Raw genomic sequence first — 14,669 nt, 5'->3', positions numbered from 1 at the left:
TCCTCTCAAGGGGTATCGGCAGAATTCGGGGCCGCTGCCGGTTGCGGAGCGGACCACATGTCAAAAAAGTTGAAGAACTGGTAAGGGTTCTCTCTGGCGAAGGCTTCGAGCCCGGCAGCCAGTTCGGCGGCATAGGGGCGAAACCCTTCGCCGCCGCGACCGAGCCCGGGCGGTACGCTGATCTCCCGTGCCAGCTCCAGGGCATAGGCCGCCGGCCCGACCTTGCGACTGAGCAGGACCGCGATCGGGGCCCCAGTCGCCGAAGCGAGTTTGTAGGCACTGAAGGGGAAAAGGACCGGGGCGCCGAGGAAGTCAACCGCAACTCCGTTGCGGTCGCTGCCGAGCAGGCGATCCCCCATCACGGAGAGGACCTCCCCGCGTTTCAGCACCGCGATCATTTCCAACGCGCCGCCGAATTCCCCTTCCGGGTCGATAAGGTGAAACGGCCGTTCGCCGCCACCATGTTCAAAGTAGAGCCGGTCGACATCTCCCGGTTCCCGCTTCATCAGCAGATGAACCGGGGTCTCGAGGTCATCAAGGGCAGCCATCGCCACTTGCCAGCAGCCAACATGGGCGGTCATCAGGATCAGCCCGCGTCCTGCGCCCAAGATCTCCTTCAGCCGGGGGCCGGCGGGAAAGCTCACCTGCAGCTCGCCGGGTCCGAGGATGCCGACGATGGCACGATCGATCAGGACCTGCCCCAGGGCAAGGTTGTGACGATAGCTGTGCCGCAACAGTTCCAGCCCCCGGGCCGCCGGAAACCGCCGGCGCAGGTAGTAAAGCCCCTTGCGCCGCTGGTCCGCGCGCAACAGAGTGTAGTAGAGGATCACCAGCCGCAGAAAACCGTAGGCGACCGGCCGGCCGCCGAGGCGGATCAGCAGATAGAAGAAGCGGTGCTGCCAGTTGCTGCCGACGCTGCGGCTGCTCCAGCCGTTTGCCGAACGATCAACCTCAGCCGGCGGCATGGGCATCCCTCTGTAGCAGCAGCGCGGCCAGGTAGATGACAACGGCGCTCACCCCCCCGAGGAGGGGACCGAGCAGCAGCGAACCGAGCAGCCACTCCCAAAGCCGTTGCAGCCCCTGGTAACCGAGGGTCTGCAGCGAGAATTCGGTCAGCCACTCGCCATGGCGCAGGTAATGCCCCAGTTCGATACAGAGGGCCGGCACCAGCGGCGGCATGCAGAGGTTGCTGGCCGCCACGGCCGCCACCTTGTTGAGACGGAAGAACCCGGCCACAAACAGGATGGTGATGGTGTGGGCGCCAAACAGCGGCGTGGCGCCGACCGCAACGCCGAGTCCGCCGGCGGCGCCGAGCCGGGCCGGTGAACTGTTCTCCGAGAGGAGGCGACGCAGCGACTGCAGCGGTCGCAGCAGGCTGACCTTCTCCTCGGGCTCGGCCGTCACCAGGCGCGGATGGGGCCAGGGAACGATGGAGCGCAGCGTCAGGTGCGTATTCAGCAGCGTCAGTCGCCAGTTGTCGAGAAAACCCCGGAAATGCGAAATCCGTTCCGCTCCCGGCGGGTAGTAGACCGAAATCGCCACGCTGCGCAGCGCCACCCCGGCCCAGGCCGCGCGCACCAGCACCTCGATCTCGAAGTTGTAGCGCCGGCACCAGAAGGTGAGCCCGGTCAGGAGCGCCAGCGGGTAGATCCGAAAACCGCTCTGGGTATCAGGAAGAACGACCCCGGTCTGCAACCGCAGCCAGAAGTTGGAAAAGTTGCGGCCGAAACGGCTCGAACCCGGGACGTTGGCGGCCGTGAAATCGCGGCAGCCGACGATCAGGGCGAGCGGTTCGGCGAGAGCCGCCTGCCAGAGCCGCGGCAGGTCGGCCGGGTCGTGCTGGCCGTCGGCGTCAATGGTGGCAATATGGGTCAAGCCCCGCCCGGCAGCGAAGCTGGCGGCGGTCAGGATCGCCGCCCCCTTGCCGAGGTTGCGCTCGTGGCGCACCAGCTCCAGCGGCAGGCCGGCCAGTTTTTCCGCCCCGCCGTCGCTGCTGCCGTCATCAACCACCAGCACCTGGGGGTGGACCGCCAGGCAGGCTTCGGCCACGGCACGCACCGTGCCGCCGTGGTTGTAGAGGGGAATGACGATCAGCAGATTTTCCATCTCAAACATCATGATCAGCCGCCAGGCGTCGGTTACTGCGGGCAAACCGCAGAAAATCACCGAGGTTAAGTGCAAACCGGCGCCAGGAATCGGGCGACTTCCAGAGCATCGCGGCATAGCCGAGCAGCACCCGGGGGCGCTGGAAATGGCGCTTGTAGAATTCGGTAAAGAGAAGTTCGAGGCGCTCCTTGCTCATGCCGTGGGGGACGAACTGGAACTGCATGCAGTCCATCTTCTCCCAGTCCTCCTCGAATTCCCCCAGCTCATGAATCTTCGCATAGAGGGGGGAGCCCGGGAAGGGGGTGAACTTGGCGAGGTTGAAGTCATCGATCGGCAGGGAGAAGACGTACTCCATGCTGCGCCGGATACTCTCCTCGCTCTCGCCGGGGAGCCCCATCATCAAGAGCCCTTTGGTGCGGATGCCGGCCTTCTTGATCATGCGAATCTTGTCGGCGAGCATGTCGAGATTGGCGTTCTGCCGGTGCTGGGCGAGAAGCTCCGGGTCGCCGGTCTCGATGCCGAGGCTCGCCATCCAGCAGCCGGCCCCTTTCATCATCCGCAGCAGCTCCGGATCGATATGCTCCGCCCGCACCGCGCAGTTGAAGGTCATCCCCAGCGGCCGGTCGTGGAGCAGGGAGCAGAAGGCCTCAACCCGCTCCCGGTTGAAGGTGAACTGGTCGTCGTAGAAGTTGACGTGGCGGATGCCGAACGCCTCGCGCAGGTAACGCAGGTGAGCGTAGAGGTATTCCGCCGAATTGTAGCGAAAGCTACGGCGAAAGACCGAGCGGTCGCAGTAGCTGCAGGCGTAAGGGCAGCCGCGGCTCGAGATGCAGCTGGTGTTCGGCGCTTTCGGGTAGTTGAAAATCGGCAGCTGATAGGCCTGCGGATAGCCGGCGAGCTTTTCGTAGGCCGGGAACGGCAGGCTGTCGAGGTCGAGTCCCTGCTCCCGGTAGCCGTTGAAGACCACCTCGCCGTCACGGCGGCGGTAGATCAGGCCGGCGATCTGCTCGAGATCGGCGTCGCCGGCGCGCACCAGCTCGGCAAGGGTCTCCTCCCCTTCACCCACGACAACGTAATCGACCTCTGGGTAGCGGAAGACCTGCTCCTTGAGAGCCGAGACGTGGGCGCCGCCAAAGACGCAGCGGATACCGGGCAGTTCACTCTTGGCAAGCCGGGCCAGGCGCACCCCGTCGAGGAAGCTGGAGGTGGTGCAGGAGAAGCCGATCAGGGCCGGCCGTTCCGAGCGCAGCAGTTCGCGCAGCACCTGCTGGCTGTCGGGATGAGCGTAGCAGTCGATGATGCCGACTTCGACCCCGTCCCGTTCCAGGTAGGAGGCGATGCTCGCCAGCCCGAGCGGCGGCATGATATTGGCGAGGCGGGAGATGTCCCGGCCGGCGGCCTCGGCGCGGTAGCCGAGGGGGTGAACGAGGAGGACATTCTTGGCGGAAAGCGATCTCATCAGGCCAGCTCCTCCCGCGGAAACGCGATCAGCCGATCCCAGAGCAGGCCGCGAAAGCCGAAGCGGCGCATAACCGACATCCGCACCTGCCCCTCCGAAGGGGGGAAGATCCGGTCCCGGCGCCCCTGGAACGACTTGAGAATCGCCGCGTTCATCCCTTCGGGATCGAGCAGCGGCGAAAAATAGTAGACCGGCATCAACAGCGGCGCGCCGGCAGTGATAATGCCGTCGGCGATGGCCCGCTCCAGCATGCGCGTCCCCGGCAGGATGCGGATGCCGGAAAAGGCAAAGACCGCGCAATGTTCGAGGCTGGCGATATTATCCAACCCTTCCGCGACAGTCGCCATCGTTTCATCGGGACCGCCGAAGATGATGAAATGGGCGGCCGGAATCCGTTCGGCGACACAGGCCCGGTTAACCTCGAAGACATCGGCAAAGGTGAAGCCCTTGTCGATGCCGGCGAGGGTGGTGTCGCTGGCAGCATCGGTGCCGAGTTCGGCGGCATGCAGGCCGGCGCGTTTGAGCAGGGCCAGCTCCCGGCGCCCGATCCCCTGGGGGCGGAAAAAGGCGCTGAAGGAGATCTCCAGGTTGCGGCGCAGGATCTCCTCGGCGAGTTCGAGGTATTCGCCGCGGGCATCGTTGAAGACCGAGTCAGTGAAGAAGAACCCTTTCACCCCGAAATCGCGGCCGATCTGCTCGATGTCATCGACCACCGCCCCGGCCGAGCGCGGGCGAAAGCGTTTCCCCTCCAGGCTCGGATAGGTGCAGTAGACACAGTCGTGGGGGCAGCCGCGCTTGGTCTGCAGGTTGACCATCCCGGTCTGCTCAACGTAATAATCGACCAGTTCACGGCACAAAAGGGGTCCCCCCTGGGCGCCCCCGGCCAGGGGGGGACTCCCGGCCAGCAGTGCCGGCGCGGTTTTGCCGGCGGCAAGATCGGCGACCAGGGAACAGACGGCCCCCTCCCCTTCGCCGACAACGCCGTGATCGGCGCCGAGATAGGCGAGGATCTCCTCGGGAAGGATCGAGAACCCGGGTCCGCCGACGATGACCGGCGCCCGGCTCACCGACCGTAACAGCTCCACCAGGCGCCGGGCCTGACCGACGTACCAGGCATTTTCGGCGCTGAAGGAGTCGACGTTGTCGATGTTGCGCAGCGACAGGCAGATGAATTCGGGGCCAAATTCAGTGACCGCGTCGAGCAGGGCCTGCTCCGAGCAGCCGGAGACGAGGAAGTCGAACTGGCGCACCTCATGGCCACTGCGGCTCAGGGCGCCGGCGATCACCGCCATCCCGAGCGGATAGACCGGATAGGGTTCGGTGGTGACGTTACTGGAGAGACAGAAGATCCGGCTCATGCCAGCGCTTTCTCCCGCTTGAAGGAACGGGCCACTTTCGGATTGTATCGGCGATAGGTGCCGTCGTTCATTTCCCGCAGCATCACGTCCTTGAAGAGCTTGCCCATCTTCAGGGCATGGCCGCCATTGGCATAGAAGGTATCCCAGGCGTAGTAATAGAGCTCCTGCAGCCGTTCCGGCGTCATCTTCGCCGGCTGGAAGACCACCTTGTCGGCGCTGTAGTCGTGCCAGTTGTTGGAGAGGATGCGTCCCTCCCGTTCAAGCTGGGCGCGGATCGGCGAATGGGGAAACGGGGTGAGGATGGTGAACTCGGCGACGTCGAGCTCCACTTCGAGCAGGAAGTCGACAAGCCGCTTGATGTCATCCTCGCTCTGGTCGTCGGTACCGAGGATGATCGTCCCTTCGATGCCGATGCCATGCTCCTTGAGCCGCCGGATCCGGTTGCGGATTACGTCCGAGGTATCGAAGACCGCCTGGTAGACGTACCAGGCGCCGGCATCGGCGGCAAGCCCCAGAATCTCGTCATCGTCGAGGATCGGGTGGGAGACCCACTTCTTCTTCAGCGGCGCCATGGCGGTAAAGAGCTCTTTCAACCACTGCCGATCCTGAGCAAGTGAGTTGTCGACGATGAAGAGGCGGTTGTTCTGGATCGCCTCCATCTCGGCGATCACCATCTCAACCGGCCGCGGCCGGAACTTCTTGCCGCCGAGAAAGCCGGTGCAGCAGGGAAAGCAGTCGAACTTGCAGCCGCGGGAGGCATGCACCAGGTCAAGCATCTGCACGCCGCGGTAGTTGTAGAGCTCGCGGTTGAGGATATCCCGGCGGGCGGTACCGACCAGTTCGATCCGGGGCGGGTTGTTCATGTAGTCGTAGACCGGCTTCAGGCAGCCGTTTCTGAAATCGTCGAGGACCGCGCCGATCCGTCCCTCGACTTCGCCGAGGAAGACCGCGTCGGCGTGCTGCATTACCTCTTCAGAGTGCAGCATGGTGGCGATGCCGCCGAAGATCACGGTCAGACCGCGGTCCCGGAATTGACGAGCAACCTCGAAGGCGCGCGGCAGCTGACAGGAGAGCATCACCGAAATCCCGACCAGGTCAGCGGCGCTGGAAAAATCGATCGGCTCGAGGTTTTCGTCGGTAAACTCGACTTCGACATCGGCTGGCAGGGCCGCGGCAAAGACTACCGGCCCATGAGGCGGCAGGTGGAATTCAGTCTGCCGGTCGAGTTTCGGCCAACTGGGGTAAATCAGCTTCAGCTTCATGAAGGCTCCTTGCGCTTGTTGCAGAATTCGCTTCCGGCAGGTTGCCGGCAGGCCGCTATCAATCCGGGCCAGTCTGTCACCATTCGATCGTCAACCCGCCAGGTGCCGTCGTAGGTGAGGCGGGGTCCCGCTGCGGAATCCTCCTCGACCGGAGCGAGCACCAGAAAAGCCGCGCCGGCTCGATCCGGTTCACTCCTGCCTCCGGCAGAAAGGGGTGGCAGTTCGCAGAAACCGGCAACAACCGCCGGCGCATCACCGTCGCAGAGCAGTTCCAGCGCCACCTCAAGGGCAGCAAAGGGCGAACCCTCTCCACTGCTCTGCACGAATCCCGGCCCGGTCAGGCCAAAGCGGATCGCTGCTTCGCCGAGAAGGGTGTTGGGCAGGGTGTAGGCAAAAAGGTTGGGACTTGCCAAACCACCTTCCTCCGGCAGCAGCGCCCGAAAGTAGTCGAAATCGGTCGCCAGGCAACCGTAGCGGCTATCCGCCACCAGACCGATCGGACGCTTCTCCTGCCAGGAGGCGATGCCGGCGTCGGCAAGGGCGAGCGCGATCGCCGACAGGCCGAGACGGGAAAAGGGATCGAGCCGCCCGAAACGGGGATAGGGGTCGGCAAAGAGATCCTTGCGCGTCAGCTCCGGCAACCTTCCCCCATCGAGGCCGAAAAGGGCGTCGCTGCCACCCTGTCCCCAACCACCGGAGGTCACCCAACCGGAACCGAGAACGCGCGCCTTCATTGCTCACCTCCGGCACCGAGCAGCAGCGCAGCGTTGATGCCGCCAAACCCGCTGTTGGTACTGAGCAGGACGTCACCGTCGAGTTCCTGCACCGCAGCCATAATTCGCCCAGCGGCGGCCGGATCTGGGCGCCGGCAGCCGACCGTGGGCGGCAGGCGTTTCTGCTGCAGAACCCGGCAGGCGATGGCGGCCTCGATCCCCCCCGCCGCCCCCAGGGTGTGGCCGATCGCTCCCTTGATCGAGTTGACCGGGAGCTGGCGGGTACCGAACAGTTGGTCGAAGGCGGTCATTTCCATGGCGTCGTTATAGACGGTGCCGGTGCCGTGGGCACTGATCGCGGCCACGGCGCCGGTGCTGAGACCGGCACGAGCGAGAGCGGCGCGAATCGCGGCGAGCAGACCGCAGCCGTCGCGGGCGGGAGCGGTGATGTGGTTGGCATCATTGGCCACCCCCCAGCCGAGGAGCCAGGCGAGCACTCCCCGCCCATCCCGGCGAGCCCGTTCCTCGCTCATCAGCAGCAGGGCAGCTCCCCCTTCCCCGAGGCTGAGGCCGCTGCGCTCGCTGTCAAAAGGTCGACAGGAGGCGGTTGACAACCCCTGCAGGGCGGAAAAGCCGGAGAAGACAAATTCGCTGACCAGGTCGGCACAGACGACCAGCACCGCCGCGGCGCGGCCGGCAGCGATCAGGGCGGCGCCCCGCGCCAGGGCGATGGTCGAGGAGGCGCAGGCGGCGTTGACGTTCATGCCAGGGTCGGCAAGCCCGAGGCGGCCGGCAATCTGGCGGGAAAAGTTCTCCAGCAGCAAGGGTCCGATAGCGCCACTGCCAGCACGCACCTGGTCTTCGAGCAGGTCGATGGGTCCCTTGGTGGTCGCCGTCAGCAGGCGGCTGTCGACCGGGACCTGTGGAAAGCTGTTGAGCAGCAGCGCCAGCAGCGGCTCCAGGCGGCTGGCGCCGGGCTGGCGGCCGAGGCCGGCGACGCAGGCGGCGAGATCGGTCAGGTAGCCGCTGCAGTCAAAGCGTGCCAGGGGCGCAATCGCGGACTTGCCCTGCAACAGTCCGTCCCAGGTCGCATCCAGGCTCGCTCCGAGACCGCTGACGACGTTGGCGGCCACCACCGCGACCCGGTTCAAGCGAATTCTCCCCTCGCCCAGCGGGCGCAAAAGGCCTGGTAAAAAGGGGGTAGCACCAGGAGCAGGTTGTGGCTGGTATCCATGAGCATCTGCACCGTGTAGCCGGTGGTGGTGATCTCGCCACCGGCGTTACGCAGAATGAATTCGAAGTTGAGCCGGGCTGCTTCCGACCAGTTCAGCACCCCCTCGATGGTGAAGGGATCGCCAAAGTGGAGCGGGCGCAGGTAATCGACGTGCATCTTCTTGATCGGCGCGAGAATTCCTTCCGCGTAGAAATCCATGTAGCCAATGCCGAAGCGGTTGCCAAAGGCAACCCTGGCATCTTCGAAGTAGCCGGGATAGCGACCGTGCCAGACAATCCCGAGCGGATCGACCTCTTCGAAACGGACCGTCCGCTCGACGATGACCCGCAACGGCTCCGGTTGGCCGGCGACACTTTTGAAATAAGCCTTTTGCATCCTTGAAAAAATCTCCTCCCCTCCCCTTGCTCAGGTCGCTGCCGGCCGAAAATGCAACTGGAAACTGGCGGCAAGGCGCCCTTCGACCTCGAGGCGGGCATTCCAGGCCTGCCGGTCCGCGTCCCGGGTCCGGCACTGAACGACGATTTCCCGCCCCGGCAGCAGTTGTTCAAGGAACTTGGCCCCGACCACTTCCGCCAGCACCTGTCGCCTACCGAGGGCCGCTTCGACCAGGGTCTGGGCGATCAACAGCTGAACCACCCCGGGGAGGAGGGGATAACCGGGGAAATGTCCGGCAAAGCCCTGGAAATCATGTTCAAATTTAAATCGCTGGCAGAGGCTGCCGTCAGCGCCGGTCTCCAGGGGGCCACAGACCGCCCGGGCGATGCCATTGCGCAGTTCACTCATGATGGGCCCTCATCTCCTCGATCCGCAAACGCAGGCGATAGCCGGCGATCCGGTCCTCAAGCAATATCTTCTCAGGATACTCCAACTCCCCCTGCCGATGATAGTCGTAGTAACCGACCTGCCAGGCTACGCCCGGCCCTTCGGCCCGGATCGTATCGAGACGGGCGCCTCCCCCCCGGAAAAGGAAGGAGGTGACGACATCCCCTTCCCGGGCCTGCAGCTCGTAACCATCGTCCCGAAGTTTCAGCGCGTCCCCCGGCTGCGGCCGTGGCGCAATAAACATGCGCCGTACGGCGATTGCCACCGCCTCGAGCAGGCGTGGATAGCGCCCGAGGTCGGGAAGGAGAAAATGAAGCATTTCGTGGTCACGGTAAACGCTGAGATCAAAGAGCTTGATGCCGAGATCATCGACCGCGATCAGGCGGGCGGTGCCGGCGACCGGGTCGAGACTCATCAGCCCGCGCATCGTCAGCTGACGACCATGGAAATCGAATTCGACCGTTTGCCGCAGGCGCCAGGGCCCCTCTTGCCGGGTCCAGTCGGAGGCAGCCAGAAGTGCGCTGTCGAGGCCAGGGGGAAACGCCTCCGCCGCCGGCGGCGGAAAGAAGCTGCCACTGCAGCCTGTCAGCAGCAGCAGGGTCAGCAGGCCGGCAAAAACCTTCATCGCCCCACCTGCCGCCGGCCATAGAGCGCCGGGATAACCAGGAGCGCCGCCGGAATGGCACAGCCGATGCCGAGCAGGACCGTCACGCCGATCGAATGCAGCGCGGGATGACGGCCGAGGACCAAGGCACCAAAACCAGCCAGGGTGGTAAGTCCCGAAGCGAGGATGGCCCGCCCGGTCGCCATATCCTGACCTTCGCTGTAACGGCAGACCATGAAGATTCCGTAGTCCATCCCCAGTCCGATCACGAGGATGGTGGCAACAATATTGAAGAGGTTGAACTCAATCCCCCAAAAACCCATGATGCCGAACATGCCGAGCAGCCCGGTGACGACGGGCAGAGCCGCGGTCAGTACCTTGCCGACACGCCGGAACAGCAGAATCAGCAGGGCCCCGGCCAGCAGGCCGGCGCCACTGATGAAGCGCAAAAAGTCGCTGCTGATCGCGCTACCGATCTCCTCCCGGAAACGGGCTGGCGAGACAAGCCGCAGGGCGGGGCCCAGACCAGCCACCAGGGCCGCGACCCGGGGGGAATCGGGAGTAAGGGTGAGAATGCGAATCCCCTCTCCCGACGGCACCACCAGCGCATCGACCAGGCTGCCGAGGCCGGCCTCTCTTGCCCCGGCCAGGGTGATCTGCGGCGCCGGGGCGACCAGGCTCTGCCGGAACGGTTCAAAGGCCCCGGCGGCAAAGCCAAGGGCTGCCGCCTCCCGCTCCAGGGCGGCGAGGATTTCGACACCGCGTGGGCCGGTCCAGAACGCCTGCCAGCGCTCCCGGTTTTGCGCCTGCACTCCAGCCGGCGGCACCAGCGGCGCGAGGCTTACCATCGGCAACTCGGCCGCGGTCAGGGATTGAGCGACCGCGGCGGCACTGCTGAGCGCGGTGTCGGGTGCCCCAGCCCGGGTCCAGATCATGGCCTGGTCGCGGAAGCCACCCCACTCGGCGGCAAGTCTCTTCTCGGCTGCCGCGAGTTCCGGCGGGACCAGGCTCATCCGCCGCAGGTCACCGTTGATCTCCACCTTGGGCGCCTGCCAGGCGCACCAGCTGCAGAAGAGGGCCCAGACCATCAGCACCAGCAGCCGCCGGCGCCTGGCCGAAGGCCGGGAGGAGACCGGACGGGGCAGAGCCATCGGCTGGCTGCCGACCGGAACCAGATGCGGCAATACCAGCAGCGCCAGCAGCAGCGCCGCCGTCAGCCCGGCAATGGAGAAGAGCGCCAGCTGCCGTTGCCCGGGGAGATCGGAGCCGAGCAGGACGGCAAAGGCGGCGATGGTGGTCAGGCCACCGAAGAGGACCGGCCGGGCGACGCGCCCGATCAGGTCGGCGCTGCTTCCCTGGCCATAGCGCAGGGCGTAATAGACATGCAGGCCGAAGTCGACGGTAATCCCCATCAGGACAGCACCGAAACCGAGGGTGATCGCCGAAACCGTCGGATACCGGACCGCCACCGCCAGACCGGCGAAAGCCAGGACCGCCACCGGGATCAGGAAGACGTAAACGGCCCGCAGGCTGCGCAGCAACAGGACAAAAATCAGCAACAGGGCGACGCCGGAACAACCGAGAATCCACCACAAATCCTGCTGGATCACCCGGGCATTGGCCAGGGTATAGCGATGGGCGCTGACCAGCAGCGCCGAATAGCCTGCCGGCAGCTGCCTGCGCGCCTGCTCGAACCCCTGTTCGAGGGCCGCGGCACCGGCCGAATCGGTGATCGCTATCGGCGTTTCGGCGAGCAGCAGGGCGCTGCGCCCATCGGCACTGACGAAGTGGTTGTCAACCAGCCGCACACCCGGAACAAGGTTGAGATAGCGCAGCTTTTCGAGGCCGATGCGCCGCAGGTCGAGAGGATCGCGGCGAATCATGTTTTTCAGGGCCCAGCCTTCCGGACCAAGCAGCTGCTCATAACTACGGCGCAGCGCCTCCCCGGCCCCGCCCCCTTCCAGTCGCTTCGCCATGGCTGCGAGATCATCGGCGCTGGCCAGGTTCGGCAGGGAGTCGATCAACCAAGGCATGAGCCGGGTTTGCAGCCGCTGATCCGGCCCGCTCGCCAGGTGGATGAAGAGCCCAGGGTCGAGGGCCGCCGCCAGGCTATCGACCACGGCCGGCAGCCGGGCCGGGTCGCTGCCGGTGTCGGCCCGGACGCTGATTACCAGCTTGCGGGCAAAGGGGGCTTCCTGCAGCAGCTGGAAATCTTCGGCCACCCCGCTGTTGCCGTCCGGCAGCATGGTGGCGATATTCTCTTCGAGCCGCAGTGAGGAGGCAGCCCAGGCGCTCGCCACCAGCACCAGCAATGTCACAGCGAAGAGCCAGCGGCGGCGCGGCGCCAGCCAGCGATAGGCCGCAGCGAAGAATAGACCGATCCCGGGCACGGCTTAAAAAAGCTTCCGGTCGAGCGGGAGGTTGACCTGGGTGGCGGAGAAACGCAGCCGGGTATAATCACCGTCCCGATCGTGAATCTCGACCTGGGCGACATGGCTGCCGTCCGCGGCGAAGACGATCTGCAGGTAATCGATCATCCCCGCCGTTTCGAATTTGGGCTCAAGTCGCAACTCGACCGGTGCGGTCGCCACCAGGATCAACCGGTAATGGGCCTGCAGCCAGGGGAAATCAGGCCGTGCCCAGGCCAGGAGCTGCTCGGCGACCACCTTCATCACCGGATCCTGGCGGATATCGAAGCTCTCGCTGTTCGCCTCGTCACCGCGCCAGCGCCGCCCACTGTTGCCGTTGAGGGCAAACCCGGTGACCACGGGGGTGCGCAGTTCCCAGCGCAGGCGGTCAGGTTTCTGGTAGTAGAAGCGTCCGCCGGAGCGGAGCGCCTCCTGGAAAACAGCCAGATATTTCTCCTGCACAAAATCGCTGGCGAGGGTCTCGATACCGGCCGCCGCCTGGGCCAACCGGTCGAGTACCTGGTCCAGGTCCTGGTCGGCGCTTTCGGCCCCAGCCAGCGCAGGGACCAGCAGCAGAGCGATTATAACGCTGCAAAGAAAACGCAGCAGCCGGGTCATGACGTCTCTCCGGGAAGCCAGAGCTTGAGGGCCGCCGTGGCCAACAGGGAGTCGCCACAGCGGACCTCCCCCTCGATCATGGAAAAGGTATCGAGCCGGGCCAGGGTGCGCACCCTGACCAGCAGGCGGTCACCGAGCCGGGCCGGCGCCAGGAGTTCGGCCCGGCGGATGCCGACCAGAAAACCACGCCCCGGGGGACGTCCGGCGCAGTAATCGGCATACCCCTGAATGGCGGCAAACCCCTGGGCAATCAGCTCGATCAGCGCCACGTCATCGAGTTTGCCGTCCTTTCCCAGCAGCGGGTTGTCGGGCGCAAGGACCACCTCCAGCAACCCCTCTTCGCCATCGACGGCGAGGAGCCGGTCAACCAACTGCATCGGCGGCCGATGGGGGAGGAACTCCCGCGCCGGTTGCGGCAGGATGCGAAGGGAGGTGGGGGAATCGGTCATTTCCTAGTCCGCCTCGCAATAGGGGGCCAGATCATCGAAGAGCTGGCTGGAGAAGAGGAGCCGGCGGAACCGGGTCAGTTCTTCGTGAAAAACCTGGCTGTTATCGTAAAGCGTGAACTCCTTGACCAGCTCCCGGTAAATGCGTCCGGTGCCGCGCCCGAGCCCATCCGCATTGCGGAAGGAGAGCGCCTGCAGGTCGGCGAGAATCTCCAGGGTCAGGATATGCTTGGCATTGCTCACCGCCTTGAACGCCTTGCGTGCCGCCACCGTCCCCATGCTCACCACATCCTGGTTGGAGGCGTTGCAGGAGATCGAGTTGGTGGAGACCGGCCCGGCCAACTGCCGGTTCTCGGCGGTGGTCGAGGTCGCCAGGTACTGGGCGCCCATGAAACCCATGGTCAGACCGAGGGTGCCGGGGATCAGAAACTCGGGCAACCCCTCATTGAGATGCTTGTCGAGGTATTTGTTGATGCGGCGCTCCGAGATATTGCCAAGGGTGGCAATCGCCATGCAGAGGGAGTCCATGACGAATCCGATCGACTGGCCATGGAAATTGCCGCCGTGAATCACCTTCTTTTTGTCCGGAATGATGATCGGGTTGTCATTGCTGGAGTTGGCCTCGGTGGTCACGGTCCGCACCGCCACTTCGATCGCCTCGGCGACCGGGGCAAGGACCTGCGGGGTGCAGCGCACTGAGTAGACGTCCTGCACGTTGATGCTGGTTTCGAAGACTGGGCCATCCTTCTTCTGGCTGCGGATCAGCTGATGCATGTTCTCCCGCAGGACGATGTTCTTCGAGCCCTGGTAGAGGGCGCGAATGGTGCCGGCCACCTCGAGCTGCCCGGGGTGCGGCTTGACCAGGTGGAGGTCTTCGTCGAATGCGTCATCGATGCCGCCGAATATTTCGAGGGCGAAGGCCCCGGTGACACAGGAGAGGCGCATCAGTTTCATTGCCCCGAAGAGGGCAAAGGCGGCCAACGCCGTCATGGCGCTGGTCCCGTTCATCAGCGCAATCCCTTCCTTGAAGGAGAGCCGGAAGGGTGCCAGGCCATGGTCGGTGAGGGCAGCTGCTGCCGGGCGCAGGGTGCCGCGGTCGTAGACCTCCCCTTCCCCGATCATCCCCAGCGCCATATGGGCGAGATGAATGAGGTCCCCCGAGGCGCCGACACTGCCGCATTCGGGTATATAGGGCGCAATGCCGCGATTGATCATATCGCGCATGAACTCGAGCAGCTCGATACGCACCCCGCTGTACCCCTTGACCAGGGTGTTCAAACGCACCGTCAGCACGCCGAGAGCGATGTATGGCTTGAGGGGATCGCCAAGACCGGCGGCATGGCTGCGGATCAGGTTGACCTGCAGGGTCTCGATCTCCCTGTCCTCGATGATCTTGTTGCACATCGGCCCGAAAGAGGTATTGACGCCGTAGATAATGCGGCCGGCGGCGACCTCTTCTTCGAGAAACCGACGGCTGGCCCGGCAACGCTCCAGGGCGGCCGGATCGAGGGCAACCCGTTTGTCACCGACGCCAATGGCGACGATCTCTTCGATTGTCAGGTCATTTCCGGTCAGAACGACAGTGGGACGCTGGTCCATGGAAGGCTACTCTTTCGCAATTAGTTGATGATATCCGGCT

At 64.8% G+C, this 14,669-nt stretch carries 14 protein-coding genes; all 14 read right to left on the bottom strand.

All coding sequences use genetic code 11. The features are described 5' to 3' along the window. Positions 1-5 precede the first annotated feature (5 nt). The 14 genes from DBW_RS08675 to DBW_RS08610 are packed head-to-tail and all read right to left on the bottom strand — an operon-like array spanning position 6 to position 14,629. Positions 6-965, bottom strand: a complete 960-nt coding sequence (locus DBW_RS08675; protein ID WP_066726929.1) for a lysophospholipid acyltransferase family protein — start codon at positions 963-965, stop codon at positions 6-8. Then, complete coding sequence (locus tag DBW_RS08670; protein ID WP_231875408.1) at positions 952-2,118, bottom strand: DUF2062 domain-containing protein; 1,167 nt, start codon at positions 2,116-2,118, stop codon at positions 952-954. The genes DBW_RS08675 and DBW_RS08670 overlap by 14 nt, the downstream gene beginning before the upstream one ends. Beyond that, positions 2,108-3,565, bottom strand: a complete 1,458-nt coding sequence (locus DBW_RS08665; protein WP_066726924.1) for a B12-binding domain-containing radical SAM protein — start codon at positions 3,563-3,565, stop codon at positions 2,108-2,110. Before DBW_RS08665 ends, DBW_RS08670 begins: the two co-directional genes overlap by 11 nt. Next, complete coding sequence (locus DBW_RS08660; protein WP_066726922.1) at positions 3,565-4,923, bottom strand: lipid biosynthesis B12-binding/radical SAM protein; 1,359 nt, start codon at positions 4,921-4,923, stop codon at positions 3,565-3,567. Before DBW_RS08660 ends, DBW_RS08665 begins: the two co-directional genes overlap by 1 nt. Further along, positions 4,920-6,185: a B12-binding domain-containing radical SAM protein gene (locus DBW_RS08655; protein ID WP_066726920.1), complete on the bottom strand. Its 1,266-nt coding sequence runs from the start codon at positions 6,183-6,185 to the stop codon at positions 4,920-4,922. The genes DBW_RS08660 and DBW_RS08655 overlap by 4 nt, the downstream gene beginning before the upstream one ends. Continuing rightward, positions 6,182-6,919, bottom strand: coding sequence for a beta-ketoacyl synthase N-terminal-like domain-containing protein (locus DBW_RS08650; RefSeq protein WP_066726918.1), 738 nt, complete (start codon positions 6,917-6,919; stop codon positions 6,182-6,184). The genes DBW_RS08655 and DBW_RS08650 overlap by 4 nt, the downstream gene beginning before the upstream one ends. Beyond that, positions 6,916-8,049 (bottom strand): beta-ketoacyl synthase N-terminal-like domain-containing protein, encoded by a 1,134-nt coding sequence (locus tag DBW_RS08645; RefSeq protein WP_066726916.1) that lies wholly within the window; start codon positions 8,047-8,049, stop codon positions 6,916-6,918. Before DBW_RS08645 ends, DBW_RS08650 begins: the two co-directional genes overlap by 4 nt. After that, positions 8,046-8,507, bottom strand: a complete 462-nt coding sequence (locus DBW_RS08640) for an acyl-CoA thioesterase (RefSeq protein WP_066726914.1) — start codon at positions 8,505-8,507, stop codon at positions 8,046-8,048. Before DBW_RS08640 ends, DBW_RS08645 begins: the two co-directional genes overlap by 4 nt. Positions 8,508-8,537: 30 nt before the next feature. Continuing rightward, positions 8,538-8,915 carry a hypothetical protein gene (locus DBW_RS08635; RefSeq protein ID WP_066726912.1) on the bottom strand — a complete coding sequence of 126 codons (378 nt, stop codon included), beginning with the start codon at positions 8,913-8,915 and terminating at the stop codon, positions 8,538-8,540. Next, complete coding sequence (locus DBW_RS08630; RefSeq protein WP_066726910.1) at positions 8,908-9,579, bottom strand: DUF3261 domain-containing protein; 672 nt, start codon at positions 9,577-9,579, stop codon at positions 8,908-8,910. The genes DBW_RS08635 and DBW_RS08630 overlap by 8 nt, the downstream gene beginning before the upstream one ends. Continuing rightward, positions 9,576-11,948, bottom strand: coding sequence for an MMPL family transporter (locus tag DBW_RS08625; protein ID WP_066726908.1), 2,373 nt, complete (start codon positions 11,946-11,948; stop codon positions 9,576-9,578). The genes DBW_RS08630 and DBW_RS08625 overlap by 4 nt, the downstream gene beginning before the upstream one ends. A 3-nt stretch (positions 11,949-11,951) precedes the next feature. After that, positions 11,952-12,584, bottom strand: coding sequence for a LolA family protein (locus tag DBW_RS08620; RefSeq protein WP_066726905.1), 633 nt, complete (start codon positions 12,582-12,584; stop codon positions 11,952-11,954). Further along, positions 12,581-13,033, bottom strand: a complete 453-nt coding sequence (locus DBW_RS08615; RefSeq protein ID WP_066726904.1) for a hypothetical protein — start codon at positions 13,031-13,033, stop codon at positions 12,581-12,583. Before DBW_RS08615 ends, DBW_RS08620 begins: the two co-directional genes overlap by 4 nt. A gap of 3 nt (positions 13,034-13,036) precedes the next feature. Continuing rightward, positions 13,037-14,629, bottom strand: coding sequence for an HAL/PAL/TAL family ammonia-lyase (locus DBW_RS08610; protein WP_066726903.1), 1,593 nt, complete (start codon positions 14,627-14,629; stop codon positions 13,037-13,039). Between the last annotated feature and the right edge of the window lie 40 nt (positions 14,630-14,669).

Source organism: Desulfuromonas sp. DDH964, assembly GCF_001611275.1.
GTDB lineage: Bacteria > Desulfobacterota > Desulfuromonadia > Desulfuromonadales > DDH964 > DDH964.
The sequence above is the reverse complement of the archived record's forward strand: the minus strand, read 5'-3'. Positions and strand labels throughout refer to the sequence as shown.

Excerpts from the sequence above, each read along its gene's own strand:
- DBW_RS08675 (WP_066726929.1), bottom strand. The coding sequence starts at position 965 with ATGCCGCCGGCTGAGGTTGATCGTTCGGCAAACGGCTGGAGCAGCCGC.
- DBW_RS08670 (WP_231875408.1), bottom strand. The coding sequence starts at position 2,118 with ATGATGTTTGAGATGGAAAATCTGCTGATCGTCATTCCCCTCTACAAC.
- DBW_RS08665 (WP_066726924.1), bottom strand. The coding sequence starts at position 3,565 with ATGAGATCGCTTTCCGCCAAGAATGTCCTCCTCGTTCACCCCCTCGGC.
- DBW_RS08660 (WP_066726922.1), bottom strand. The coding sequence starts at position 4,923 with ATGAGCCGGATCTTCTGTCTCTCCAGTAACGTCACCACCGAACCCTAT.
- DBW_RS08655 (WP_066726920.1), bottom strand. The coding sequence starts at position 6,185 with ATGAAGCTGAAGCTGATTTACCCCAGTTGGCCGAAACTCGACCGGCAG.
- DBW_RS08650 (WP_066726918.1), bottom strand. The coding sequence starts at position 6,919 with ATGAAGGCGCGCGTTCTCGGTTCCGGTTGGGTGACCTCCGGTGGTTGG.
- DBW_RS08640 (WP_066726914.1), bottom strand. The coding sequence starts at position 8,507 with ATGCAAAAGGCTTATTTCAAAAGTGTCGCCGGCCAACCGGAGCCGTTG.
- DBW_RS08635 (WP_066726912.1), bottom strand. The coding sequence starts at position 8,915 with ATGAGTGAACTGCGCAATGGCATCGCCCGGGCGGTCTGTGGCCCCCTG.
- DBW_RS08630 (WP_066726910.1), bottom strand. The coding sequence starts at position 9,579 with ATGAAGGTTTTTGCCGGCCTGCTGACCCTGCTGCTGCTGACAGGCTGC.
- DBW_RS08620 (WP_066726905.1), bottom strand. The coding sequence starts at position 12,584 with ATGACCCGGCTGCTGCGTTTTCTTTGCAGCGTTATAATCGCTCTGCTG.
- DBW_RS08615 (WP_066726904.1), bottom strand. The coding sequence starts at position 13,033 with ATGACCGATTCCCCCACCTCCCTTCGCATCCTGCCGCAACCGGCGCGG.
- DBW_RS08610 (WP_066726903.1), bottom strand. The coding sequence starts at position 14,629 with ATGGACCAGCGTCCCACTGTCGTTCTGACCGGAAATGACCTGACAATC.